This window comes from Streptomyces sp. NPDC048643, assembly GCF_040650615.1.
Classification (GTDB): Bacteria; Actinomycetota; Actinomycetes; order Streptomycetales; family Streptomycetaceae; genus Streptomyces.
Genome location: NZ_JBEZHO010000006.1, coordinates 236,993 through 262,385 on the forward strand (window position 1 = coordinate 236,993; position 25,393 = coordinate 262,385).

Here is a 25,393-nt window from a genome sequence, read left to right on the forward strand (position 1 = left end):
CCGCTCTCCCGAACGCGGGGAACGTCAGTCCCCTCGGCGTACCCGCCCCGGGATGGCCATCGACTGGAAGGCCTCCTCCGCGGCGGCGCCCTGTTCGGCCGCCTCCACCGTGTTCCCGAGGGCGGCCAGTGCCTGGGCGGCGCCGTCCAGGGCGTAGGCCTCCTCGACCCGGTGGCCCAGTTTGGCCGCGGAGGCGTGGGCCTGCCGGTGCAGTTCCAGCGCCCGCCGGTGATCGCCTCCCTGCCGGAAGAACCGCCCGGCGGAGTTCCACACGGTGGCCTCCCGTACGGGCGCGTCCTCAAGTCCCTTGGTGGCGAGCGCCTCCTCCACCCAGTGCAGCACCTGCTGTCGGCGACCGAGCCGGCCCTCGGCCTCCGCGGAGAGGACGAGCTGCAACGCCCGTTCGGCCGGGGCCAGCACACCGGGGGCACGTTCACGGGCCGCCGCGAGCGTACGGGCCGCCGTCTCGACGTCACCCATCGCGAGCTGGATCTGCGCGAGGTCGTTCAGCCCCACGAGTTCCTTCTCCGACGCGCCGATCTTGCGGGCGAGTTCGATCGACCGGGACGCCGCCTGCACCGCCTGCGTGAAGTGACCGCGTTCCATGTAGACGCCGCTGACGTTCGACAGGGACTCCGCCTCGGCGCGCTCGGCGCCCAGTTCGCGCTTGAGGGCGATCGACTGCTCCAGCCGGGGCAGTGCCTCCTCGAAGCGGCCGGTGGTGGCGAGCAACAGGCCCAGCACACCGGTGTCCTTGGCCTGTCCGCGGCGGTCACCGAGGTCGACCGCGAGCCGATGGGCCTCGACCGCCGCCGCTATGCCGTCCTCGAACCTGCCGCGCTTCCAGCAGGCGACCGCCAGGTTGGACAGGCTCAGCCGCAGGAGATCGGCTTCGCCCAGCCGGCGGGCCGCGGCGAGCGCGGTGTGGCACAGCGCGAGGAAGTCGTCGAGCCTGCCTCGCAGATCGAGGTGGAAGACGACGTTCGCCGCGAGCAGGGCGACCTCGCGGTCGAGCCCCCGGCGGAAGGCCAGGGCGATCGCGGCGAGGAGACTGTCCTGCTCGCGCTCGAACCAGTCGCGGGCGGCCTCCGGCGTGCCGAGCGGCGCCAGTTCGGGACGGAACGACGGCGTCGGGCGCGCCATCCGCACCCTGCCGGGGAAGAGCAGGTCGCAGGCGGCGTCGGAGGCAGTGATCGAGAACTCCAGCAGCCGGCGGACCGCACCCGCGGCCTCCTCGCTGAACTCGCCGGTGCCGCCGGAACTCCGGGCCCGCGACAGCATGTGGGCGAAACTGCGCACGAGGTCGTGGAACGCGTAGCGGCCCGGTTCGTGCTGCTGCACGAGGTGCATGTCGAGGAGGTATTCGAGGATGTCCTCCGCGTCCCGGACCCCGAGGTCGAGCAGCGCCGCCGCCGTGTAGACGTCGAGGTCGGCGCCCGGGTACTGGCCCAGCAGCCGGAAGGACTTGCGGTAGTCGGCGTCCAGACCCTCGTACGACAGACGCAGGGTGACCTCGACGCTGCGCTCGCCGGCGCTGAGTTCCGCGAGGCGGTGGGTGTCGTCGCGGAGCCGGTCCACGAGATAGCGCACGGTCCAGCGGGGCCGCTTGCGCAGCCGGGCCGCCGCGATGCGCAGGGCGAGGGGTAAGTGCCCACTGAGGTCGGCCAGTTCGGCGACGGCGTCGGCCTCGGCGTGCGCCCGCCGCTCCCCGATGATGCCGACGATCAGGGCGACGCTGTCCGGCGGTGCCATGGTGCCGAGGGAGACGGAGTGCGCCGCGTCGAGGTCCACGAGCAGGGCGCGGCTGGTGACGAGGACGACGGTGCCGGTGGGGGAGGCCAGCAGGGGCTTCACCTGGGCCTCGTCGACCACGTTGTCGAGCAGCAGGATCATCCGGTGCCTGGTCATGGTGGACCGCCACAGGGCGATGCGGCCCTGCGGGTCGTCCGGGATGCGCTCGCCCGGAACACCGAGCATCCGCAGCAGCGCCTCGGCCGCGGCGGCCGGCGCGAGCGGTTCCTCGCCGGGGGTGTAGCCGCGCAGGTCCAGGTGGAGCTGCGCGTCGGGGTAGCGCTCGGCGAGACGGTGGGCGGCGCGGACGGCCAGCGAGGTCTTGCCGCTGCCGCCCATGCCGTCGATGGCGACGATCAGCGGTCCGGAGCCGGTGGCGTCCTCGACGAACCCGAGGAGCTTGTGCAGCTCCTCCTCGCGGCCGGTGAAGTCGCGCAGGTCGTAGGGGAGGGTGGAGCGGCTGCCGGTGACCGTCGGAGCCGCCGTGGCATCGGCCGTGGGGGGCGCGGTCAGCGCGGGGTCGTTGCGCAGGATCGCCTGGTGCAGCTCGCGCAGGGCGTCGCCGGGCTGGATGCCGAGTTCCTCGTCGAGGACGGCGCGGATCGTGCCGTACTCCTCCAGCGCCTCGGCCTGCCGGCCCGAGCGGTACAGCGAGAGCATCAGCTGGCCGCGCAGCGTCTCGCGCAGGGGGTTCCCGCCGATGGCGTCGCGGATCTCGGCGATCAGCTCGGCGCTCTCCCCGGCGTCGAGCCGGAGGTCGAAGAGCTGCTCCACCGCGGTCATGCGCCGTTCCTCCAGCGACGCGGAGGCCGCGTCGACGACCGCGCCGCCGCTGCCGGACAGCACGGGGCCGCGCCACAGGGCGACGGCCTCGCGCAGCAGCGCCGTGGCCTCCGCGGGAAGGCCGGCGGCCGCGTGGTCGCGGGCCCGGCGCAGGGCGTCGGTGAACTGGAGCAGGTCGAGCTGGTCGGGCGTGACGGCGGCGCGGTATCCGGGACCGTCGGTGGCGATGAGGGTGCGTCCGTCCGGGATGCGCTGCCGCAGCTCGGCGACGGCCTTGCGGACCTGGTGCGCGGCGGTGGCGGGCGCGTCCTCGTCCCAGACGGCCTCGACCAGCCGGTGCACCGGCAGGACGCGCTGCGGTTCGAGGAGCAGCGTCACCAGGACCCGTTCGCTGACGGGGCCTCCGACGTGGACGCGTTCGTCCCCGTCCCAACATTCCAGGGATCCGAGGATGCGAAAGCGAATCGGCGCTGGCTGGCGCATGGCGCGGGTCCTCTCCTCGGTCCGGGTGCGGCCGCCGCACCACCGTTCGCCTGTAGAGGAGACCGCGTGGCAGGACCGGAGACGGCGTCCCGTTCCTTCACGTTCTGCAGGGAACGGCACAGGGCGGCCGTCGTCGACGTTCACATTCTGACCCACGATGTGTACTGACGGTCGCGGCTTCATGGCTCTTACATCCGGAGCAGGGGGCGCGCTGGCGCGTATCGGACAAGTTTTCGCACGGGTCCGGACCGGGGGCGGACCGAGGGCGCGGGGCAGGACCGCTCACAACAGTCGTCCCCTGGGCGCGCGTTGCGAGGCCGACGCCGCTGACGCCGAGGGGGCCGGTGTGCGGGCGGTCGGCGAAGCGAGGACTCGGCGGGGTCCCGTACAGGGGTTGTAACGGCACGTAGCTGTGCGCCTGTTGCCGGCGTGGCTCGGCAACGGCCGGAGAAATGAGTCCCTCCGTGTCCGTTCACGGCCGAAGGGTGCCCGTTTCGTGCCCGATCGGCGGCCTCTCGGGGACGAGCAAGTCGATCTGGGGAAAGGGTCCATGAGGCCGGGGGCGGCTCCCCGGGCGTACGGCCAGCGCGGGGCGCCCGCCGCGCCAAGGGGGCCGGCGCCCTCGTCCGGCGCATCACCGATCGGGCTCGCGGGCGGGACGACGGACCAGGTTGTGAACGCGGGTCGGGCCCGGGGCGCGCCCGCGCGGACCCGCCCCCCGCACGGCGGACGGCCGGCAGCGGAACGCTGCCGGCCACCCACCGTGTCCACCCGAACCCGTCAACGGCGCCTCGCCGGAACGGTTTCGGCGTCGACCGGCACCGGCGAGCGGTCCGCCGGCTCCTCGGCGGGCGCGTCGGCCAGGACGCCCCCGCGGCCCCAGTGATCCTGCTCGACGTCCCGCACGAGCACGGTCACTGCCTCTCTCGGGCATCCCGCGATCCGGGCCAGCGTCGTGGTCAGCTCGTCCACGAGATCGGCTCGTTTCTGTCGGTCGTTGCCCTTCCACCAGTCCACGGTCACCACAGGCACGGTTCTCTCCTCACTTCTCGGGGGCGACGAGGCCCGCGGTCGCGGGGAACTGGTCGAACCTGCGCGCCAGTTCCTCCATCATCTCGGGGGTCGGCTCGGGCGAGGAGTCCAACAGCTCGCCCAGTTCGCGGAAGTACTTCTCCCGGCCGCCGTCCGGGGTGAACATCACCAGCAGCGTGGCGGGGTCGGCGCCGGGGTTGCCGAACGCGTGGGTGGTCCCGGGCGGCACCATCATGAACGTGCCCGGACCCGCCACGCGCCGCTCCGCGCCCAGCGTGAGCAGCACATCGCCGCTCGCCACGTAGAACATCTCCGTCAGCTCGTTGTGGAAGTGGAGCGGCGCTCCCGGAGCCCGGGGCGGCAGCCGGTGCTCGGTGAGGCCGAACCGGCCTGCCGTGTCGTCCCCGGTGACGAGGAAGGAGACCGGGGTGCCGCCGACGACCGTGGTGGGGCCCGTACCGGGGTCGATCACGCGGGGCAGCGTCACCGCTCGCCCCCGGCATCCCGGGCGGACGCGGTACGGGGCGTGAGTGTCCGCAGGGCCACCGCCGCGGCGACCAGGGCGAGTACGGCGGTCAGCGCGTAGGCCCGGCCGAACGCCCCGCCCTCGGGCGCGTCACCGAGCACGAGGACCAGCACGGCCAGCCCCATGGCGCCGCCCGTGTACTGCGTCGTCGTCAGCACCGCCGACGCGGTCCCCTGGTCGCTGTCCGGCACGTCCTTGGTGCCCGCGATGTACATGCCCGCGAAGGCCATGCCCTGACCGAGCCCGCTGACCAGCAGGCCCGGCAGCACGGCGATCCAGTAGTCCGAGCCGCTCGTGCCGAGGCCGAGCAGGGCCAACCCCGCCGCGCCGACCGCGAATCCGGTGGCGAGCGTGGGGCGGATTCCCCAGGACCCGGCGAGCCGGCCGGTGACGAGGTTGCCCGCCACCACGCTGAGCGCCAGCGGCAGGAAGGCGATGCCGGCACCGAGCGGTCCGTACCCCCACACGTTCTGGAGGAACAGTGTGATCAGGAAGAACTCCGCGCCGACGCTCGCCATGTAGAGCGCCGACATGGTGCTCGCACCCGCCAGCGAGCGGATCCGCAGCAGAGCCGGCGGGATGAGCGGGGTGGCGGCCGGGCGCCGGTCGTACGCCGTCCAGGCCGTGCCCAGCGCGACGGCGGCGGCGAGGCAGCCGAGGCAGGAGGCGGACGTCCAGCCGTCGACCGCGGCCTGGGTGAGCGCCGCCACCAGGAACAGGACGGCGCCGGTGAACAGGGCCGCGCCGGGGATGTTGAGACGCCGTACGGACGCGTGGGTGCGCTCACCGGCCGGCAGCACCCGCAGGGCGAGGGCGACGGTGACCAGGATGAGCGGCACGTTCACGAAGAACACCCACCGCCAGGAGAGCGCCGCGGTCAGCACACCGCCGATCAGCACACCGGCCGCGAGCCCTACCGCGCCGATCGCGCCCCAGATCGCGAGCGCCCGGGAACGGACGGGACCGGCGGGGAACGCGGCCCCGATGAGGGCCAGCATGGCCGGGGTCAGGGCGGCGGCGCCGATGCCCTGGGCGGCGCGGGAGGCGACCAGCAGCCACTGGTCCCCGGCCAGTCCGGCCGCCAGCGAGCCGGCGCCGAACAGACCGAGCGCGCCGAGGAAGAGCCGGCGCGGGCCGGTCAGGTCCGCGGCCCGGCCGCCGACCACGAGGAAGCTGGCGAAGAAGACGGCGTAGGCGGACACCACCCACTGGAGTCGCTCGGGCGGCAGACCGAGTCCCGATCCGATGCTGGGCAGGGCCACGTAGATGATCGAGTAGTCGAGCGCCACCAGGAACTGGGCGATGGACAGGGCGAGCAGCGCGGCCTTCATGCGCCCGCTGAATCCGGTGACTTCGGGGGCGGGTGTGTGAGAGGCGGCGGAAGTGGGGGAGGTGGGGGAGGCGGCGGTGGACGACGTCTGGACGGTCATGTCAGGGCTCCGGTCGGTTCCGGGCGGGTCCCGGCGAGGTCGTGGGCGGTGACGGCGGTCCCGTGCAGGAGCACGCGGATCACGGAGGGGAAGTCGGCGACGACGTGGTCGGCTCCGGCGGCGGTGAGGGCGTCGGCGGAGTCGACTCCGTACGACACGCCCACGGTGCGCAGGGCGGCCGCCCTGGCCATCGTCATGTCGGTGACGGTGTCGCCGACGTACCAGGACCGTGCCGCGGGTGCGCCGAGGTCGGCGAGGGCGCGCAGCGCCATGTCGGGGTGGGGCTTGCCGCGTTCGACCATGTCGTGGCAGACGACGGTGTCGAACCGGTCGAGGATGCCGGTCGCCTCCAGCAGCGCGGTCGCGCTGGAGGAGATCTTGGAGGTGGCGACCCCGAGCTGGTGCCCGGCCGACCGCAGCCGGTCAAGGCCCTCGGGAACGCCCGGCAGCAGCAGCGCCGGACCCTGGCTCAGGACGTCCGTCGCGAAGCGGCCGCGGTAACGGGCGGCGGCCTCGGCGGTCGCCCCGTCGTCGACGGACACGCCCAACAGCCCGGCGAGGGAGGCCTCCAGAGGCTTTCCGACCGTCGCCAGCACCTGCGTGCGGCTGGGGGAGGCACCGAGTCCGCGCACCACGTCACCGATCAACTCGGCTATCGCGGAGGGGGTGTCGGCGAGGGTGCCGTCGATGTCGAAGACCATCGCGGAGGTCATGCCGCGGCCTCCCTGTCCGGTTCGGCGGTGGCGGCGTAGGCGACGGCGAGGTGTCCGGCGAGCCGGGCGGTGCTGATGAGCACCTCGCGGTTGGCGGCGGCGGAACGGCCCTCGGTGGCCCGCGAGACGGCCTTCATCAGGTACGGGGTGGCGGCCGGACCGCTGACCCCGTCCGTCTCGGCGGCACGCAGCGCCCCCTGGATCACCCCCTCCATGAGGTCGCTGTCCAGGGCGTGTTCCTCGTCGATGGGCGCCGTGATGAGGGGGCCGCCCGGCAGACCGGCCGCCCAGTGCATCCGCACGGCGCGCGCGACGTCGCCCGGGTCGTCGATCCGCTTCGGGACGCGCAGTCCGCTGGAGCGGCAGTAGAAGGCGGGGAAGTGGTCGAAGCGGTAGCCGATCACCGGCACGCCCAGGGTCTCCAGGTACTCCAGCGTCAGCCCGAGGTCGAGGATGCTCTTGGCGCCGGCGCAGACGACGGCCACCTTGCTGCGGGTGAACTGGACGAGGTCGGCGGAGATGTCGAAGCTCTCGCCCGCACCTCGGTGGACGCCTCCGATGCCCGCGGTGGAGAAGAACGGGATACCGGCGAGGTCGGCGGCCACCAGGGAGGACGCCACCGTGGTGGCTCCCATGCCGCCGCCGGCCAGGACGACGCCGACGTCCCTGCTGGACACCTTGGGCACGCCGGTGCCGACCGCGAAACGCTCCATGTCGTCGGGGGACATGCCGACGGTGAACCGGCCGCCGTCCAGTCCGACGGTCGCCGGTACGGCACCCGACTCCCGGACCGCCTTCTCGATGGCGAGCGCGGTCTCCACGTTGCCCGGGTAGGGCAGACCGTGCGCGATCACCGTTGACTCCAGGGCGACGACGGGCCGGTTCTCGGCCAGCGCGTCACCAACTTCCTCACTGATACGCAGCAGTGGGTGCATGGGGGTCTCTCCTGAACGGTCGCTGGGGACGGAGGGAAGGAGCGCGCCAGGCGCGGACATCCAAGTCACCCGGACTGTCCCGAACCCCGTTCCCGTTCCGTTCCCGGCGCGGGACCGACGGCCCACGGCCGGGGACTGGGCCCACGGTGGGGGACCGACGGCCCACCCCGCCACACGCGCCAGGGCGGTCGTGGCGACGGAGCGCCGAGCGCCCGCCGCCACAACCGCCCTCACGACCCGCTACAGGAGGCCGGCTCGCCGCTCCGTCTAGTACCAACCGGTGCAGCGGATGGGCGTGTTGAAGCCCGAGTCGCCACAGGCGCGGGCCACCTGGCCGTTGCGATCGGCGAAGGCCTCCGTCCACACGCTGCCGCCGCTCGTGATGGTGGCCTCCCCGAGGTGGCCCTGCCAGGTCCGGCCGCCGTCGTTGCTGCGGTCCACCCAGATGTGCATACCGGGGCTGCCGCCCACGATGCGGCCCCACACGCAGGTGTTGTTGCCGGACCCGTTGCGGCGCAGCTCGAAGCCCTGACCCTGCGTGCCGAACGCCGTGTACTGCGTCAGCCCGTTGTTGTTGCCGCACCCGTCCGCGGCACCGGCGGTCGTGGCACCGGCAGCCGTGAGGAGCCCCGACATCAGGGCCACCACGGACACGGCACCGGCGATTCGCTTGTTCGTCTGCATGTTGGCTGTCCTCTTCCGAGCGAAGGAGTGAAGCGAGACCGACGGGCCCGCCCGCCACCCCGTCACTCCGGGTGCCTGACGGCCCGTCGACCCCCATCGTGGATCGCCGGCCCGGAACAAGACCATCCTTTCCAGCACCATGGAAACCTGCAGCTCGAACGGGTGACGGAGGTTTGGGGGCGGGCGGAGTGACAGGCGGGACCTTGCGGGAGGCGCGGGTGCCTGTCCGGCTGCTTCGCTACGCTCCGCACGCGACGGCGGCGCTCACCCCGACAAGGCCGCCCCCCGCCCACCGCTCGCTCCACCCCGCGTGACGCGCGTCACGCGCCCCGCGGCGGGTGAGCGGGTCTCGACATCCCGTTCGAATGGGTTGTATCGATGCCCGCCAGCGGTCTTTGCCGCTCGTTGACCTGTTGTGGAATCGGGTAATCCGTGGTCTCGGCGGTTTGGGCGACTCGCCGACGCGAGCCGAACGTGTTGACCCTTCCCGGGCGCGAGAATTACTGTTCAGGCCATGGTTGCCACGGGGGAAGTCGCTACCACTCACGGTGTTGCTGAAAGTGCCTCACGGGGCAAGGCGAGAGTCATTGATCCGGATGCCCATCGAGGCTGTCCGCTGTGACGGACGTCGTTCCATTTTCTCCTTCGCATCGAATCTCCCGCACGTGATCTCCGACTGAAGATCCCGGGGTCGGTGCGGTGGTCCTGTCGATTCCTCGATGCCGCCGGTGCGGCGTCGACTTTCCCCTGCATTCCTTGGTGTGACGGGACGGTGGTGTCCCGTCACAGCGGTGTGTCCGCCCTGAGTGGTCAGACGTGGGAGCGAAAATGGAGATCCATCTGCTGGGCTCGTTGGAGATGGCCGACGAGCATATATCGGTCAAGATTCCGGGGGAAAAACTGCGCGCCATTGTCGCGACCCTCGCCCTGACGCCGAACCGTCCCGTCTCACGCAACGATCTCATCGACGAACTGTGGGGAGAGAACCCGCCACGTGACGCCGACAATTCACTGCACGGTCACATGGCACGATTACGGCGCATTATCGCGGCGCGCACCGGGATGGGTAGTCAGCGGGATCTGATCGGCACCTCGAACTTCGGCTACATCCTCTCGATACCGGACCACCGGATAGACGCCCTGCATTTCTGCGACCTGGTCCGCAGGGCCGCGCTGCTTCAGGACTCCGACCCCGGCGGCGCGGTCCGACTGCTCACCGAGGGGCTCGCACTGTGGCGTGGACCGGCACTGCTCGACGCGGGCCACGGCATGCTGTGCCGGATGGCCTCCACCCGTTTCACCGAGACCCGGCTGACGGCCTACGAGCAGCTCTTCGAGGCCCAGTTCACGCTGGGCATGCACCGCGACGTGGTCACCGAGCTGGAGCAGCTGCACGCCCAGTACCCGCTGCGCGAGCGCTTCTGCGAGCAGCTGATCACCGCGCTGTACAGCACGGGCCGGCAGGCCGAGGCGCTCGACGCCTACCACCGGACCCGGCAGCGGCTGTCCCAGGGGCTCGGCCTGGAGCCGGGGCACGCCCTTCGCGCCAGGTTCCAGGAGATCCTCCGGCAGGAACCCCTCCGGACCCGGTAGACAGCGGCGGAGCGGTCGCCGCGCGACGGCGGAGACGCGCCCATGGCCCGGCGTCGGGCCGTGGGCGTCCGTTTCCCGGAGGCCGGATTCCCCGGGCGGCGTCAGATCGACTTGGTCACCCGCAGGATCTGCCAGATCGCCCCGAACCGCGGACGCCCGTGGAAGGCCAGGTACTCGGGAAGCACCAGCTGCGGCGCCCACTTCTCCTTGTACGCGAGCTGGCTGGCCGAGGGGTAGACCTTCTCGCCGTGATCGGCGAGGAAGCGCATGAACTTCGCCGTCACGGGGCTCGCGGCGGACACCTCGACACCCGGGTCGAGGCGGGTGAACGGCGTGAAGCCGAAGTGCAGCCACTCGGCACCCTCGGTGCGGAAGGTGTCAATGGCGTGAGCGTTCACCGCCTCCATCACGCCCGGGGACACGTCGTTGTCGCGGCGGCTGAGGTCGTGCAGCCAGCCGGCCCGGGAGCCGTACGCGGGGGAGTAGGAGATGTACGCGACGACGGCACCCTCGACGCGGCCGACGAACAGGCGGCGCTCGCGCTGCGCGGGCCCACCGCACTGGCCGACGAGGAACTCGATCTCCTTGACGTGCTTGCCCTTGCTGCGCAGCCAGCGCTGGTCGAGGGCGTCGATCTCGCCGGCGACGTCGTCGTACGCGACCTCGTCGATCTGTAGTCCGCTGCGTTTCGCGCGGGAGATCTTGTTGCGCAGCTTCATGAACTTGGAACCCTTGAGCGTGAACGCGGGCAGGTGCAAAGAGAACGAGGAACCCACCTGGTTCACGGTGAATCCGCAGCGGGCGTAGAGGTCGGCGTCCGAGCGCTGGAGCTGGATCGCGCAGACTTTGCGCCGCTTGGCACGCGCAAATTCCAGGAAGGCCTTCAGGAGCTTCTCCTGTTCGCCTTCGGGACCGAACACCCCACCGAACTGGACCAGATAACCGCCCGCCGAACGGTAGGCGACGAAGCCCTCCGTGCCGGGGGCGAGGAAATACTCGGTCCCGCTGTTCAGTGCCAGGAAAGCGCTCGGGTTCTCGGCATACTTCCGCAGCGGTTGCGCGACGGAGTCGAAGGCTACCGATTCCTCAGTCGTTGACATCTCGTTCCCCTGTCGCCCGGCCGTACGCCGACTTACCTTCACATTCCTTGCCCGCAGATACTCGGACCGCCGGCTTCGATGCTCCTGAAACGTTCGTCTCAGCCCCGTCTCAGAGCCTTCTCAGCCCTCGCTGGAAGATTACTGAGCGCAGCCGGAAGAAGAATGCTCCGACTGCTCGAAGCGGATGAAGAAAGCGGGGACCGCGTGAACGGCACGCAAATGGCGGGGGATGCGCCGCTCACCCAGGAGGATGTCGTGCTCGCTCCTGGGGCCTCGACGTATCTCTCCTATGTCGACGGAAAGAACATTCCGAGTACGGAATGGGTCTACGTCCTGGACGCGGCGGCACTGCTCGACGACGCCTTCACGAATCTGACGCTGAAGCGGAAGCTGGAGCGCGGCCAGTGGCACGGCGGACCGGCGGGAGGTGAGCTGCCGTCCACGATCGTCGGCCGGGTGGCGAAGGCGGACCGCGAGACCGTCGAACACGCGCTCCAGGCCGCCGCCCGGGCCGGCCGCGAATGGTCCGCGGTCCCCTTGGACGTACGCCTCGAACAGCTCGGCACGCTGCTCCACGACCGGCTCGCCGACCGGGCCGAGGAGATCATCGACATCCTGGTCAAGGAGGGCCATCCGCTGGCGCTCGCCCGCTGGCAGGTCTCCGGCATGCTGGAGTGCTTCGGGCCCGAGTCGCTCGGCTTCTACCGCACCCAGATGCTCCAGGAGTTCCGGCACGGGGCCCGCGAGATCTCCGTACGCCGGCAGCCCGACGGGGTCGTCTGCCTCAACCCTCCGCAGAACGCGCCCCTTTCGAGCGCGCTCCTCGGCGTGACCTCACTCTTCGCCGGCAACGCCCTGGTCGTACGTGCCCCGCGCAGCGCACCGCTCGGAGTGATGTACGTCCTGCACGAGGTGGTGGTGCCCGCGCTGGAGGAGGTCGGAGCCCCGCCCGGCACCCTCGGTGTGGTGTGCGGCGACCCGGCGCCGATGCTGAACGCCTGGCTGCAGAGCCCGCACGTCGACGACATCATGTACTTCGGCAGCAGCGAGAACGGCATCCGGTTCCAGGAGCGTTGCGTCGCCGCGGGCAAGAAGCCGATCCTCGAACTCGCGGGCAACGACGTGGTGGTGGTCTGGAAGGACGCCGACGTCCAGCTGGCCGCGGAGGCTCTGACCGAGAGCTTCTACGGCTCAGGGCAACTGTGCATGATCCCCAACCAGGTGCTCGCCCACCCCGACATCGCCGAGTCGCTGACCGCCGAACTCGCCCGCCAGAGCGCCCTGGTGAAACCGGGACACGCCGGTGACGAGGACGTACTGCTCACTCCGGTGCTGCGGAACGAGAAGTTCTTCTCCTGCCTCCAGGACGCCCTCGACTCGGGCGCCGAACTGGTCTGCGGCGGCCACGCCATGCAGCTCGACGGCGCCCGCGACTCCTCCGGCATCTTCCTCGAACCCACTGTCGTCCTGGTACGTGGCCTCGAAGGGGCACGCGACGTACGGGCGGTGGCCCACGAGACCTTCTTCCCGCTGCTCCCCGTGGTCGTCGCGGCACGGGCCGACGGCGACGACGAGGAACTGCTGGAGAAGTTCATCGACTGGGTCAACAGCAACGAGTACGGGCTGCGCAACTCGCTCTGGGCCGACGACCGTTCGGTGATCGACCGGTTCACCGCACGGGTCACCAAGGGCGGGCTGCTGAAGGTGAACGACTCGCACATCGGCTTCCTGCCCTACCTGCCCACCCACGGCGGGACGGGCCTGACCGGCGGCGTGTTCGGCGAGGCCAACTACCCGATCCTGCGCACCTCCCACGTACAGGGAGTCAGCGTCAGCGTGCAGGGGCTGCGCCCCCGCGAGGCCGTGTTCGGCGGCGGCCGGCCCCGGTAGCACCGGCAGCGGCGGCTGTGTCCCCGTATCCCCGTATCCCCGTACCTCTGTGTCCCCCGCGTTCCGAACATCCACCGACCCTGAGGAAGCCATGCGTTCCCTGGACGCGGCTCGGGAGATCTGCGAGAGCTATCTGCCCGGCCTGCTCAAGAACCTCGATGACATCCCGCTCGCCGATCTGGAGAAGCCGGAGAGCCCCGGCCTCACTCACTTCCGTACCGCCAAGGGCCCGGGGCTGGTGATTCCCAAGGAGTACCAGGGCGCCGGCGCGGACCCGTTGCAGGCGCTCGCCGTCGTACGGGCCATCGGCGCCGTCTCGCCCTCGCTGGCCGTCGCCACGACGATGCACCACTTCTCCGTGGCCACCCTCTTCACGCTGGCCGACTCCATCAAGAGCAGCGGCATGGAGTGGGCGCTGCTCGAAGGCATCGCCGAGCAGAACCTCCTGGTCGCCTCCGGATTCGCCGAGGGGAAGCCCTCGCAGGGAATCCTCACGCCGACCATGCGGGCGGAGCGTGCGGAGGGCGGGTTCGTCATCAACGGCTCGAAGAAGCCGTGCAGCCTCTCACAGTCGATGGACCTGCTGACGGCGAGCGTGGCGCTGCCCACGGCCGACGGAGGTTCCGAGATGGCGGTGCTGCTCGTACCGCGGCAGACCGACGGCATCACCAGCCACCCGTTCTGGCAGAGCTGGGCGCTGGCGGGCGCGGAGAGCAACGAGGTACGGCTGACGGACGTGTTCGTCGACGAGCAGCTGATCATGCGGACCGAACTCGGGGAGGCCGGCGAGCTCGACGAACTACAGACCGTCGGGTTCATCTGGTTCGAACTGCTCATCTCCGCCGCGTACGTGGGAATGGTCTCCGCGCTGGTGGAGCGCCTGTACCGGTCGGGACGCGGCGGCGAGTCGGACCGGTCGAACCTGATCGCGAAACTGGAGACCGCGAACCTGCTGCTCGAAGGCGTCGCCCGGATGGTGATGGACGGCGAGCGGGGCAACGAAGCGCTCGCGAAGACCCTGGTGGCGCGCTACGCGGTACAGGACGCGCTCGGCGAGGCGGTGAACCGGGCCGTGGAGCTGTTGGGCGGCATGGCCTTCATCACCTCCTCCGACGTGGCCTACCTCGCGGCCGTCTCGCACGGGCTGACCTTCCACCCGCCGTCCCGCACGAGCTTCCAGGGCCCGTTCCTCGAACACGTGGCGGGCAAGCCGCTTCGGCTGGCCTGAGGAGGCAGCGTGACGATCACCCCACTGGCACCGGACGTTCTGCCGGACCGCCATGAACTCGGGCGGCTCTACCGCAGCCGGCTCAGCAAGGGCCGTGCCACCCTCGGCGAGATGTTCGGCGGCCATGTCGAGGTCGCCTCCGAAGGAGCGTGGGTCACCACCAGCAACGGCCGCCGCTTCCTCAACTGCGGTGGTTACGGGGTCTTTCTGACCGGAGCGCGGCATCCCGCCGTCATCCGCCGGGTGGCCGAACAACTGCACACCCACCCCGTCGCCACCCGCATCTTCCTGGAGCCGCAGGCCGCGCTCGCCGCCGACGCCCTGGTGTCCGTCGTCCCGGAGGGCCTGAGCCGCGTCCACTTCGCGGGCTCCGGCGCCGAGGCGGTGGAGACGGCCATCAAACTGGCCCGCACCCGCGGCCGGACGCGACTCGTCGCCACCCACGGCGGCTACCACGGCAAGACCATGGGCGCCCTGACGCTCACCGGGAAGAGCCTCTTCCAGGACCCGTTCCGACCCCTGCTGCCCGACACGACACACGTGCCCTACGGTGACGCCGAAGCCCTGCGCGACGTGCTCGCACGCATCCCGGGCGAGGGCTGCGTCTTCGTCGAACCGGTGCAGGGCGAGGCCGGAGTGGTCATACCGCCGGCCGGATACCTGACCCAAGTGGCCGCGCTCTGCGCGGAGTTCGGCGCTCTTCTGGTGCTGGACGAGATCCAGACGGGCCTCGGACGGCTCGGCACCTGGTGGGGCGCGGACGCCGAGGGCGTGGTGCCGGACATCCTGCTCGTCGGCAAGGGACTCAGCGGCGGCGTGGTCCCCGTGTCGGCGGTCGTGGCCACTCCGGCGGCGTTCAAGGCCTTCGACCAGGACCCGTACCTGCACACCTCCACCTTCTCCGGGGTGCCGCTCGCCATGGCCGCCGCGCGCGGGGCCATCGAGGCGATCAAGGACAACGACCTCGTCACCCGCTCCAGGACGCTCGGCGAGGAGATCCTCACCCGACTGCGCACGATCGTCGTCGGTCACTTCGGCGAGGTGGTCCGCGAGGTGCGCGGGCGCGGGCTGATGCTCGGCATCGAGTTCGCCGAGCCGGGGCCGGCCGGAGACCTGCTCATCGAGCTGATCCAGCAGGGCGTCATCGCCAACCACTCGCTCAACTCCCATCTGGTCCTGCGCCTCACACCACCCGCCGTGCTCGACAGCACGGACCTGGAGTTCCTCTACGAGGCGATGGACCGCGCCTGCCGGACCCAGGCCGCCCGCTACACACCGACCTCAGGAGGTGTCTGACCATGCGCAGCGCACAGGTCACGATCCGCGCGGTCGCCGTCGCACCCGCCGATGCGTTCGACCGCGTGAAGGACTTCGCCAGCTATCCCGAACTCTCCCCAGTCGTACGGTCCGTGACGGTGACCCGGGCAGCCGGGTCGGCGGGCGGGGCGGCCGAGGAACACAGCGACTGGGAGGTGTACTTCCGCAACGGCATCCTGCGCTGGAGCGAGACCGACACCATCGACCGGGCCGGCCTGACCATCGCCTTCACCCAGACCGACGGGGACTTCGCCGAGTTCACCGGCACCTGGCAGGTGCGCGCCGACGGCGAGGACAGCCTGATCGACTTCTTCACCGAGTTCGACTTCGGCATCCCGAGCCTCGCGGGCATCCTCGACCCGGTCGCGGAACGGGTGTTCCGCGAGACGATCGGCCTGGTCGTCACCAGCCTGTTCGCCAAGGCCGAGGTCGTCGGCGACGAGGCACTCGTGCGGGCCGTCGAACTGGCCCGCGAGCGCGCCGCGGAGCTCCAAAACGGCGACGACGCCCCCACCGCGATGACAGCGGGGGCCGTCTGATGGATGCCAAGAACACCTTCGACAGCCCCGTCACCTACCGGCTGATCCGCGTCGAGTACGCGGTGGGTCTCGCCGTCGCGGTCGGCTTCTTCCTCGCGCACCTCACCGAGGTGCGGTGGCTGCCGGCCGTGGCCCTCTTCCTCTACATCGACCTCATCGGCTACATCCCGGGCGCGATCGCCTACCACCGCAGCGAGGACAAGGCGATCTCCAAGGTCTACTACGTCCTCTACAACACGATGCACAGCCTGGCCACGCAGACGATCGTCGCGCTCGCCTGGATCTGGCTCGCCGGACCGGAGTGGGCGCTGCTCGTGCTGCCCATCCATCTCTTCGGCGACCGGGCCCTGTTCGGCAACTTCCTCAAGCCGTTCGGCCTGGACTTCGAGCCGGTGGCCAACCCTGCGTTCCAGCGCTTCCGGTCCGAGTTCGCCGCCTCCGCCGTCGACGGCAGCCGCCTCATCGAGCAACTCGACGCGAGGCCGACGCCATGACATCCGCGAGTACGACCTCGGCGAACGCGGCTTCTCCGAGTTCGCACACGGCTGCCGCCCACTGGCCGGCCGGGAGCCGCACCGCCTCCGTCCGCGCCACCACCCGCACGTTCGCCACCGGCGTGACCGTCCTGACGTGCAGCCGCGACGAGGGCACCCACGGCGTCACCGTCAGCACCCTCACGCTCGCCTCGATGAAGCCGCCGATGGTCTCGGTCGCCCTGCGCCGGGACAGCCAGGGCCTCGCCGCCCTGCTGGCGGCCGGCACGTTCGCCGTCAACGTCCTGGGCAGCCAACAGGACCCGCTCGCGCGGCACTTCGCCCGCTCCGACCGGGGTGAGGGGCTCACCCGGCCCGGCCGCGGCGTCTGGGCGGGGCACACCGCCGACGGTGTGCCGCTGCTCGGCGGGGCCGTCGGCTGGTTGCAGTGCCGGGTGACGCGCACCGTGCCGACCGGTGACCACGAGCTGGTCCTCGGCCTGGTGACCGACGCCCGGCTCGGTTCCGCGGAGGTCCCGCTGGTCAATTTCGCCGGAGCCCTGCACCGGCTTCCGGCCCCCGCCGCCCCGGCTTCCACCGCCCTGGCCGCCGCCCCGCCCGACGACACGACCCGGAGCTGACCATGACCGACACCACCACGGGGACGGCCCCCGATCCCGCCATCCCGTCGGAAGCCGACTGGGACCACGCGCCGTCGCTGGTCGACGGCGCCAACTCCCTCGAACTGACCGCCGCCGAATGCGACTTGCAGTACTGGCTGCGTGCGGTGCCGCAGGGCACCCTGCGCGGCAAGGTCCTCGGCCACGACGAGAACGTACGACCGCACGAGGTGACCCGGCGTCCCGGGCCGCTGAACGAGGCGCTCACCCAGGAGCTGGCGTTCCGTTCCATCGCCGAGGACAAGGCGACGCGCGCGCTGGGCTACATGGTGGCCCTCGCGCCCGACACGGCGACGATGGAGTTCTACACGACCCAGCTGATGGACGAGGCCCGGCACTCGATGGTGTTCCGCAACCATCTGCTGAGCCTCGGCGTCGCCCGGCAGGACCTGTTCACCACCATCGACAGGCTCGCCGCCGCCGACCGTGACGCCGTGCTCGTGCCGCTGGAGAACCTCGGCCTCGAAGTCCTGCGCGACCAGGAGGACTTCATCGGGGGAGTGGTCGTCCTGACGATCCTCGTCGAGGGCGTCCTCGCCCCTGCCGCACAGCTCTCCGAACTCAAGTGGCGGATCTTCGACCCGGCCGCCGCCGACGTCGAGCGCGGCGCGGGCATCGACGAGATCCGCCACCTCACGGTCGGCAGCTCGGTCGCCCGCGAGCACCTGCTCGCGCACCCCGAGGACAAGGAACGCATCCTCGAACTGATCACCCGTGGCCGCAAGTTGTGGGAGAACCTGCCCGCCACGGAGATGACGCTGCGCCGCGAGACCCTCTTCCAGAAGGGCCTGGACGCGCACCGCGACCTCGCGGGCGACTACGAGATCTGGCCGGGCCGTCGCCTCGTCGACACCACCATCGAGGAACGGGTGGGGACGGCCCACGAGTGGTCCGAGTCGATGCAGCGCAAGCGGCTCCTCTACATGGGCCTGGAGGAAGCGATATGACCACCGTCAACGAGAGGGGAGTACGGGACGCCGAGGGCTCCGGCACCCTGGAGGAGATCACCCGGCTGGTCAAGGACGCCGGCCTGATGGACACCCGCCCCCGCTGGTACGTCTACAAGATCGCGTTCAACTTTCTTCTCCTGGCGGCCGGTTGGACGGCGTTCGCACTGCTCGGTGACACCTGGTGGCAGCTGGCCGTGGCCGTGTTCCTCGGCCTGATGTTCGGCCAGACCGACCTGGTCGGCCATGACGCGGGCCACCGGCAGATCGTCCGGACCCGCAAGGCCAGCAACATCATCGGCTATGTGCACGGCAACCTGCTCACCGGCGTCAGCTTCGGCTGGTGGGTCAAGCACCACACGGCCCACCACAACTTCCCCAACCACCTCTCGATGGATCCCGACATCCTGCGCCGGCAGGTCATCTTCGAGGCCGGGGACCGCGTCAAGCGCACCACACCGTTCCAGCGGTTCGTGGTCCGCCACCAGTCCTGGATGTTCTTCGTCCTGATCACACTGGAGGGCCTGCGCCTGCACATGTCGGGCTACGTGGCCGCGAGCAGGGGCGCGCTCACCAAGTACAAGAAGTCCGAACTCACCGTCATCACCCTGCACCTGGTGCTCTACGTCGCCGCGCTGTTCTCCCTCCTGCCGCCCGGCAAGGCGATCGCGTTCCTCGCCCTCCACCAGGCCGTGTTCGGCTTCTACATGGGCCTGATGTTCGCGCCGAACCACAAGGGCATGCCGGTACGCGACGGGGAGAAGGAGGACCTGGACTGGCTCACCCGCCAGGTGGTCACCTCCCGCAACCTCAAGCCCAGCCGGTTCAGCGACTTCTTCTACGGCGGGCTCAACTACCAGATCGAGCACCACCTGTTCCCGTCGATGCCACGCACCAACCTGCGCAAGGCGCAGCCCATCGTCAAGGAGTTCTGCCTGCGCAGCGGACTGCCGTACGTGGAGGTGTCGATCATCGAGTCCTACGTCGAGGTGGCCGACTACCTCGACGAGGTCAGCGACGAGGTGGCGCGGCTGGAGAGCGGGGTCTCATGAACGCGACGGGCACGGGCCGGGCGGCGATCGTGTGCGGACTCGGCACCTGTGTCCCCCCGTACGCGCTGACCAACGAAGAACTGTCGAAGCTCGTCGACACCTCCGACGCCTGGATCCGCAGCCGCACCGGCATCGGAGAGCGGCACATCGCCGACGCCTCCACCGCGACGAGCGACCTCGCGGTCGAGGCGGGCGGCCGCGCCCTGAAATCGGCCTCTGCGGAAGGGAGTTCGGCGGTCGACGCGGTCATCGTGGCGACGACCACCCCGGACCACCCCTGCCCGGCGACCGCTCCTCTGGTGGCGACGCGACTGGCGCTCGGCACGGTACCGGCGTTCGACGTGGCGGCGGTGTGCACCGGCTTCCTCTACGGGCTCGCCGCCGGGGCGGGGCTCATCGCCGCCGGCACCGCCGAACGCGTCCTCGTGATCGGCGCCGAGACCTTCTCGCGCATCCTCGACCCCGAGGACCGTTCCGGCCGCGCCATCTTCGGCGACGGTGCCGGAGCGGTGGTGCTGCGCGCAGGCGAACCGGACGAGCCGGGCGCGCTCGGCCCCTTCGACCTCGGGAGCGACGGAACGGGCAGCGACCTGATCACCGTACGCACCGGGGGATCCCGTGACCCGTACCCGACGGCCGGGGACGCGGCCGACCCGTACTTCCGGATGAACGGCAAGGCGGTCTTCCGCAACGCCGTCGAGCGGATGGCCGAGTCCTCGCGCCGGGTGCTGGCCGCCCGGACGGACTGGACCGGAGGGCTGCCGGACCTCGTCGTGGCGCACCAGGCCAACCTGCGGATCCTGTACGCCGTCGCCGACCGGATCGGCGTCGACCGTGCGGACTGCTTCGTCAACATCGACCGTGTCGGCAACACCGCCGCCGCGTCCATCCCGCTCGCCCTCGGCGACGCGGACCGCTCCGGAGCCCTGAGCGCGGGCCGACGCGTCCTGCTGACCGCCTTCGGCGGCGGCCTGACCTGGGGCGCGTGCACGTTGATCTGGCCGGACATCCAGCCGGCCTGACCGACGGCGTTCATCAGCGACCCACCGCACACCCACCACGACCAACAGGAGATGCAGTCATGAGCGACGTCTACAACCGCATGGTCAAGCTGCTGCAGGCCGGCTTCGGTCTGGAAGCCGACGAGATCAGCCCCGAACAGACCTTCAACGACCTGGAACTGGACTCGCTGGCCATGGTGGAACTGTCCCTGGCCGCCCAGGAGGAGTTCGGGGTGCCCGTGAACGACGAGGACATCAGCTCGCGGGACACCATCTCCCGCGCTGCGGAGGTCATAGAGGCCAAGGGCGTGGCCGTCTGATGGCGGGCACCTCCCCCTTCGACGCCGCCGTCACCGGGGTCGGGATGGTGAGCTGCGCGGGGATCGGAGTCCCGACGTCCTGGAAGCGCATCCGCGAGGGAGAGGGCACGGCCGCCGGCCCGGTCCCCGCACTCGACGGGACGCCCGCCGACTTCGGCTGCGCCGTGCCGGACTTCGACCCGGCCCAGGCGGTCGGCAGGCGCAAGGCCTGGCGCCTCGACCGCTGCAACCAGTTCGCGATCGCCGCGGCCGCGGAGGCCATCGCGGACGCCGGCCTCGACCCGTCCACCTGGGACGGCACCCGGGTCGGCGTCGTGCTCGGCAACGGCATCGGTGGCGCCGCCGCCTGGGAGAAGCAGCACAACGTCCTCCGGGACGAGGGCCCCCTCAAGGTCTCGCCGCTGCTCATCCCGATGCTCTCCATCAACATGTCCGCCGGCTACGTGGCGATGGAGTGCGGGGCGCGCGGCCCCAACTTCGTGACCGCCACCGCCTGCGCCTCCGGGACCACCGCGATCGGCATGGCACGCGAACTGCTTCGCAGCGGGTTGTGCGACATCGTCGTGACCGGCGGCACCGAGGCTCCCCTCGTCCCGTCGATCGTCTCCGGTTTCAGCCAGATGGGCGCCCTGTCCAAGCGCCGCGACGACCGGTCCACGGCCTCCCGGCCCTTCGACGCAGACCGCGACGGCTTCGTGCCGGCCGAGGGCGCCGCCGTCCTCGTCCTCGAACGCGCCGAGCACGCGAAGGCCCGCGGCGCCCGGATACGGGCCATGGTCAGCGGCTACGGGGCCTCGGCCGACGCCCACCACGCCACCGCCCCCGACCCGCAGGGCGCCGGCGCCGAACTCGCCGTCCGCAGCGCCCTGTCGGACGCGGGGGTCGACGGCACGGACGTCACCCACGTCAACGCGCACGGCACCTCCACACCGCTCAACGACGTGTCCGAGGCCCGCATGATCCGTCGGGTCGTCGGACAGCACCCGGCGGTAACCTCCATCAAGGGGGTAGTCGGTCACGCACTCGGCGCCGCGGGGGCGATCGAGGCCGTGGCCACGGTGCTCACGATCGAGAACGGCTTCGTCCCGCCCACCGCGAACCTGGAGAGCCTCGATCCGGAGGTCGACCTGGACGTGGTGGCCAAGGCGGGCCGCGAGCTGCCGGTCGAGGTCGCGGTGAGCAACTCCTTCGGGTTCGGCGGGCAGAACGCCGTACTCGTGTTCACCAGGGCCTGACAGCGAACGGGAGTCGTGGGACGTGTCCGAGGAACGCAGATGGCAGGTCGAGGAGAGCGTGCTCGTGCACGCCACCCCCGAGCGGGCCTACCGCGCGATCAGCGACGTACGGAAGATGGCCACGTTCTCCCCGGAGTGCGTCGGGGTGTGGGTGCACGGCCGTGGTCCGGTCACCCGGGGCACCAGGTTCACCGGCTTCAACCGCAAGGGCCTTTGGCTCTGGTTCACCGACTGCCGGGTCGTCCGCGCCGAGGAGGGCCGGGACTTCGCCTTCCGCGTCACCAGCTTCGGCCTGCCGATCGCCCTCTGGGGCTACCGGTTCGCGCCCGAGGAGGACGGCACCCGGGTCACCGAGTACTGGGAGGACCTGCGGACGGGACGCACGGGCCGGCCGGCCGAACTGCTCGGATTCTTCACGGGCACCAAGCCGGCGGTACGGCACCGGGCGAACACCGCGGGGATGCGGGCGACCCTGGGGCGGCTGAAAGCGGCGCTGGAGCAGTAGGGAGCAGAGAGCACGGGTGAAGGGGCACTGCGGTTCCCCGCCGGTCACTCCGGCGGGGAACCGCAGTGCCCCTTCCTCACGTCGCGAGCAGACGTCCCAGCGTCCGCACCACGGCGGCCGCCGCCACCGCGTGGCCCCCACTGCTCAGCCGCCCCGGGCGCGCGCCCCACAGATCCGCGGAGGACGGGCCCTCGTGCGCGGCGAGGTCGACGTGGACGCAGCCGTGGCGCAGGACCACCGCTTCGACGCGCTCGACGAGCAGACGCTGCCGGGCCCGCAGTGCGGGGTGCTGGGCCGCGGGTACCTCACCGGCCTTCGTCAGGTCGAACGGGCTGACCACCAGCACCACTTGGCAGGTCGCGCCGCGCAACGCGGCCAGGATCCTGCTCAACTCGAACTCCATGGCGTCCGGATCGAAGGAGCGCGCCCTCAACTCCGGTCCGCCGCAGGCGAGCAGCGCGAGATCACCGTTGAAGTCGAGGGCGTCCCCGAGTTGGGTGGACCGTATGTGGGAGAGCGGTAGCTCCCTCCTCCCTCGTGGGTGGAGACAGGCGAACCGCGGATGCGCGTCGCGCAGCGCGGCGGTGACGCGGTCGGTCCACGGGGCGCGTGCCCAGCCCGGTACGACGGTCATCCCGGCGGAGTCGACGCTGCTGTCGCCCAGCACCACGGCCCGCCGCCAGTGGGCGTCGGCGAGCAGTTCGGTCCCCTCGCCCGGTCCCAGACACCGTGGATCCGCGTGCTCGCCGGCATGCGCTGGGGTGGTCTCCCCGGCCGCTTCCCGCGGCGCTCCGCCCGGAGCCCGGACACCCCGCCGGTCGATCCTGTCCTCTCCCCGTGTCTCGTTCCGTACCTGGTCTCTTCGCCGTCCTGGTCCCGCCATCGGCCATCCCCCCTGGATCGACGGCCCCCGCTCTCCCCGTGAGCCGGGCGGGCCGCGGTACTGCGTGCGCGTACGCCGACGCGCCCTCTTCTCACGATTCCTGCGGTGCCCTCGCGATACGCCGGAGCCGGCCCGTGTGCCCGGGGAGGTGGTCCTCGGCGCGCAGCCGCACGATCTCGCCCCATGGCACGGCCCCGCTGAACAGTTCCTCGCCCTGGTCGCCGACGAGCCGCACGGAGACCGGCGTCGCCCGCTGATTCTGTGGTGTCCGGGCGAGGAGGCCAACGAATTCGGCGGCGTTGCGGCGGACGAGTTCGACCAGGACGTCGCGGTCGACCGAGGAGGTCAGTTCCTCGATGGCCTTCGGGTCCATGGCGGGTCCGTTGTCCAGTCCGGCCGCGTCTCCCGCCAGCACCTGCCGGGCCGTCGAGGCCAGCAGCCGGTCGCTCAGGGCGACATGGGCGAGGGTCCAGTCCGCGTCGCGCTCGCCCGGCTGGGGCACGGACGGCCGGTCGCCGAGTGCCGCGGCGGTCGCGGCGGCGATCAGGCCCGTATAGGCCTCTTCCAGAGCGGCGGTCTCCATTGCTGTGTCCTTTCGGATGTCCCGGACGTCACGGGTGACACGGGTGTCCGCGGGTGGGCGCGACGAGTGGTCGTCGTAGGGCCCGGCGAGTGCCAGCCCCACCAGGCGCCGGACCTCCTCGGGACTCAGGTGCTCAAGGCGGCCGACCAGGTCGGCGGCTTCCGGATCGCCGCCGCACGCGAGGAACTTGGCGCGCGCGAGCGCCGCGTGGTCGGTGCCCTCGGCGCCGCTCGCGGCACCCACCGCGCTGCGCCGCTCGACGTGCAGTTCGCGGCCGTCGCGCAGCCGGACGGTGACACGGGCGCCGAGGTTCTTGGTGGCCCACCGGAAGTCGGTCTCCGGTTCCAGCCAGGCGGGCGGCAGGGTGTCGGCGGCCCGGGCGTCGATGGCCCGTACCCAGGCCTCGGCCCGCTCGCCCGCGCGGCGCAGCGCCTGGCCGAGCGGGGCGGTGGCCAGCAGCGCGTGCCGGCTGAACGCCGGGTCGTGCTCGGTGCGGACGCGGGCGGCGAGTTCCCAGCGGTCGGGGCGGTCCACCGCCGGGTGCGCGAGGTCGGCGGGGAGCAGGGATCCGGTGAGCAGGGCGGTGGCGACGTTGTAGGGGAGGGAGAAGTTGAGGGCGGCCACGCTGGAGTCGGGGCCGATCCGTTGTTGCCGGGCGATGCGGTCGAGCCCGGCGGTGAAGATCGAGCCCCGCACGACGACCTCGGTGATGTCCCGCTGGTCAACTCCCGCCAGCGCGCGGTGCAGTTCGACCGCGCAGTCGACGGCGGCGCTGGTGTAGGCGCTGCCCGGGTGGATCTTGTACGAGAAGGTCTCCGTGTGCCAGAGGCTGCCGAGTCCGGCCACCGCCTCTTCGGGGAGCGGTACGTCCGCGAACCGGTGCAGGAACCCTTGCGGGTGTTCCAGTACGTCCTCGGGCCCGGTGAGCCCGAACCGGGCCCCGTCGCACGCGCTCAGTCCGATCTGCACCGGCACGGCGGCCACCAGCACCTTGGCGTCCGTACTGAAGAACCCGCGCGACAGGCTCCACGTCGGCACCGAGAACGCCATGCCCAGCGCGTGCGCCCAGGTGTCGGCGGAGGCGTTCTCCGCACGCAGCCGCCCGGCGACCGCACCCGCGAGATGGGTGTGCCCCGCGGTCTGGCCGCGGAACGGTCCGAGGGTCGCGGCGGCGGTGATCCGGGCGGCGGTCTCGTTGGCCGCGAGTACCGAGGTCAGCAGCGCCCTCCCGCCGAGGCCGAGTGAACTCGCGTACATCAAAGGGACGTTGACCGTGGAGTGCGACAAGTGGCCGGCGTAGGCGGTGTCGTCGAAGTCCAGGCAGACGGTCGCCATGGAGAGCGAGTGCACGGCGTGCCGCGGATCCTCCTGGAGCGGGCTGCCGTAGGCCTGGCTGATGCGTCTGCCGAGCGGGTGCCCGTACCCGGCGCGGGCGGCGCCGAGCTGGCTGAGGATCTGGCTCTTGAGGTGCGCGACGACCCGCGCGGGTGCGTCACCGAGATCAAGTCGGCTGCCCCAGCGGGCGAGTCGGCGGATGATGCTGTCCCCGCCGTGTTCGTCGAGCCCGCCGGCCTCGCCCGACTCGCTGCGGGGCTGCGCCGAACCCGGCGAGTCCTGTGCCGAGGGTGTCCGGGACCGCGGCCGGACTCGGTCGGGACCTTCCGTCACGC

General features: G+C 71.3%; 23 protein-coding genes. 13 read left to right on the forward strand and 10 right to left on the reverse strand.

Translation table 11 applies throughout. The features are described from left to right. Positions 1 to 24 precede the first annotated feature (24 nt). The 7 genes from AB0C62_RS09060 to AB0C62_RS09090 all read right to left on the reverse strand — a co-directional run bounded on the left by AB0C62_RS09060 (position 25) and on the right by AB0C62_RS09090 (position 8,377). Positions 25 to 3,057, reverse strand: coding sequence for a BTAD domain-containing putative transcriptional regulator (locus AB0C62_RS09060; RefSeq protein WP_362971048.1), 3,033 nt, complete (start codon positions 3,055 to 3,057; stop codon positions 25 to 27). A gap of 780 nt (positions 3,058 to 3,837) precedes the next feature. After that, positions 3,838 to 4,089, reverse strand: coding sequence for a 4-oxalocrotonate tautomerase family protein (locus tag AB0C62_RS09065; RefSeq protein WP_362971050.1), 252 nt, complete (start codon positions 4,087 to 4,089; stop codon positions 3,838 to 3,840). Positions 4,090 to 4,099: 10 nt separating this feature from the next. Continuing rightward, complete coding sequence (locus AB0C62_RS09070) at positions 4,100 to 4,561, reverse strand: cupin domain-containing protein (RefSeq protein ID WP_362971052.1); 462 nt, start codon at positions 4,559 to 4,561, stop codon at positions 4,100 to 4,102. Positions 4,562 to 4,572: 11 nt separating this feature from the next. Then, positions 4,573 to 6,045, reverse strand: a complete 1,473-nt coding sequence (locus tag AB0C62_RS09075) for an MFS transporter (protein WP_362971054.1) — start codon at positions 6,043 to 6,045, stop codon at positions 4,573 to 4,575. After that, the gene (locus AB0C62_RS09080; protein WP_362971056.1) at positions 6,042 to 6,758 is read right to left on the reverse strand and encodes an HAD family hydrolase; all 717 of its coding nucleotides are present in this window, start codon (positions 6,756 to 6,758) and stop codon (positions 6,042 to 6,044) included. The genes AB0C62_RS09075 and AB0C62_RS09080 overlap by 4 nt, the downstream gene beginning before the upstream one ends. After that, complete coding sequence (locus AB0C62_RS09085) at positions 6,755 to 7,693, reverse strand: pseudouridine-5'-phosphate glycosidase (RefSeq protein ID WP_362971058.1); 939 nt, start codon at positions 7,691 to 7,693, stop codon at positions 6,755 to 6,757. The genes AB0C62_RS09080 and AB0C62_RS09085 overlap by 4 nt, the downstream gene beginning before the upstream one ends. Positions 7,694 to 7,960: 267 nt before the next feature. After that, positions 7,961 to 8,377, reverse strand: coding sequence for a glycosyl hydrolase (locus AB0C62_RS09090; RefSeq protein WP_362971060.1), 417 nt, complete (start codon positions 8,375 to 8,377; stop codon positions 7,961 to 7,963). 828 nt (positions 8,378 to 9,205) lie between these two features. Here AB0C62_RS09090 and AB0C62_RS09095 point away from each other — a divergent pair. Then, the gene (locus AB0C62_RS09095) at positions 9,206 to 9,970 is read left to right on the forward strand and encodes an AfsR/SARP family transcriptional regulator (RefSeq protein ID WP_362971062.1); all 765 of its coding nucleotides are present in this window, start codon (positions 9,206 to 9,208) and stop codon (positions 9,968 to 9,970) included. Positions 9,971 to 10,071: 101 nt separating this feature from the next. On the opposite strand, the gene AB0C62_RS09100 is transcribed toward AB0C62_RS09095, so the two are convergent. Beyond that, positions 10,072 to 11,070 (reverse strand): DUF2156 domain-containing protein, encoded by a 999-nt coding sequence (locus AB0C62_RS09100; RefSeq protein ID WP_362971064.1) that lies wholly within the window; start codon positions 11,068 to 11,070, stop codon positions 10,072 to 10,074. Between the two features lie 219 nt (positions 11,071 to 11,289). Here AB0C62_RS09100 and AB0C62_RS09105 point away from each other — a divergent pair, with 219 nt between their 5' ends. From AB0C62_RS09105 to AB0C62_RS09160, 12 genes are all read left to right on the forward strand, one after another. Continuing rightward, complete coding sequence (locus tag AB0C62_RS09105; protein ID WP_362971128.1) at positions 11,290 to 12,960, forward strand: aldehyde dehydrogenase family protein; 1,671 nt, start codon at positions 11,290 to 11,292, stop codon at positions 12,958 to 12,960. Between the two features lie 91 nt (positions 12,961 to 13,051). Beyond that, a complete protein-coding gene (locus AB0C62_RS09110; protein ID WP_362971066.1) occupies positions 13,052 to 14,188 on the forward strand; it encodes an acyl-CoA dehydrogenase family protein in 1,137 nt (378 codons plus the stop codon). Between the two features lie 9 nt (positions 14,189 to 14,197). After that, the gene (locus tag AB0C62_RS09115; protein WP_362971068.1) at positions 14,198 to 15,484 is read left to right on the forward strand and encodes an aminotransferase class III-fold pyridoxal phosphate-dependent enzyme; all 1,287 of its coding nucleotides are present in this window, start codon (positions 14,198 to 14,200) and stop codon (positions 15,482 to 15,484) included. Between the two features lie 2 nt (positions 15,485 to 15,486). After that, positions 15,487 to 16,044 carry an SRPBCC family protein gene (locus tag AB0C62_RS09120; RefSeq protein WP_362971070.1) on the forward strand — a complete coding sequence of 186 codons (558 nt, stop codon included), beginning with the start codon at positions 15,487 to 15,489 and terminating at the stop codon, positions 16,042 to 16,044. Then, the gene (locus AB0C62_RS09125) at positions 16,044 to 16,538 is read left to right on the forward strand and encodes a hypothetical protein (protein WP_362971072.1); all 495 of its coding nucleotides are present in this window, start codon (positions 16,044 to 16,046) and stop codon (positions 16,536 to 16,538) included. The genes AB0C62_RS09120 and AB0C62_RS09125 overlap by 1 nt, the downstream gene beginning before the upstream one ends. After that, entirely contained in the window at positions 16,535 to 17,158 is a 624-nt protein-coding gene (locus AB0C62_RS09130) for a flavin reductase family protein (protein ID WP_362971074.1), read from the forward strand. The genes AB0C62_RS09125 and AB0C62_RS09130 overlap by 4 nt, the downstream gene beginning before the upstream one ends. Before the next feature lie 2 nt (positions 17,159 to 17,160). After that, the gene (locus tag AB0C62_RS09135) at positions 17,161 to 18,144 is read left to right on the forward strand and encodes a VlmB-like protein (protein WP_362971076.1); all 984 of its coding nucleotides are present in this window, start codon (positions 17,161 to 17,163) and stop codon (positions 18,142 to 18,144) included. Beyond that, a complete protein-coding gene (locus AB0C62_RS09140; protein ID WP_362971078.1) occupies positions 18,141 to 19,196 on the forward strand; it encodes an acyl-CoA desaturase in 1,056 nt (351 codons plus the stop codon). The genes AB0C62_RS09135 and AB0C62_RS09140 overlap by 4 nt, the downstream gene beginning before the upstream one ends. Next, positions 19,193 to 20,218, forward strand: coding sequence for a beta-ketoacyl-ACP synthase III (locus AB0C62_RS09145; RefSeq protein WP_362971080.1), 1,026 nt, complete (start codon positions 19,193 to 19,195; stop codon positions 20,216 to 20,218). The genes AB0C62_RS09140 and AB0C62_RS09145 overlap by 4 nt, the downstream gene beginning before the upstream one ends. Positions 20,219 to 20,277: 59 nt before the next feature. Further along, on the forward strand, positions 20,278 to 20,517 hold the full coding sequence (locus AB0C62_RS09150; protein WP_081220508.1) for a phosphopantetheine-binding protein: 240 nt from the start codon (positions 20,278 to 20,280) through the stop codon (positions 20,515 to 20,517). Next, on the forward strand, positions 20,517 to 21,752 hold the full coding sequence (locus AB0C62_RS09155) for a beta-ketoacyl-[acyl-carrier-protein] synthase family protein (RefSeq protein ID WP_362971082.1): 1,236 nt from the start codon (positions 20,517 to 20,519) through the stop codon (positions 21,750 to 21,752). Before AB0C62_RS09150 ends, AB0C62_RS09155 begins: the two co-directional genes overlap by 1 nt. A gap of 22 nt (positions 21,753 to 21,774) precedes the next feature. Continuing rightward, positions 21,775 to 22,257, forward strand: coding sequence for an SRPBCC family protein (locus tag AB0C62_RS09160; protein WP_362971084.1), 483 nt, complete (start codon positions 21,775 to 21,777; stop codon positions 22,255 to 22,257). Positions 22,258 to 22,333: 76 nt separating this feature from the next. On the opposite strand, the gene AB0C62_RS09165 is transcribed toward AB0C62_RS09160, so the two are convergent. Both AB0C62_RS09165 and AB0C62_RS09170 read right to left on the reverse strand, forming a co-directional pair. Next, a complete protein-coding gene (locus tag AB0C62_RS09165; RefSeq protein WP_362971086.1) occupies positions 22,334 to 23,140 on the reverse strand; it encodes a GDSL-type esterase/lipase family protein in 807 nt (268 codons plus the stop codon). A gap of 91 nt (positions 23,141 to 23,231) precedes the next feature. Beyond that, positions 23,232 to 25,391 carry an MmgE/PrpD family protein gene (locus AB0C62_RS09170; protein WP_362971088.1) on the reverse strand — a complete coding sequence of 720 codons (2,160 nt, stop codon included), beginning with the start codon at positions 25,389 to 25,391 and terminating at the stop codon, positions 23,232 to 23,234. Positions 25,392 to 25,393: the final 2 nt, after the last annotated feature.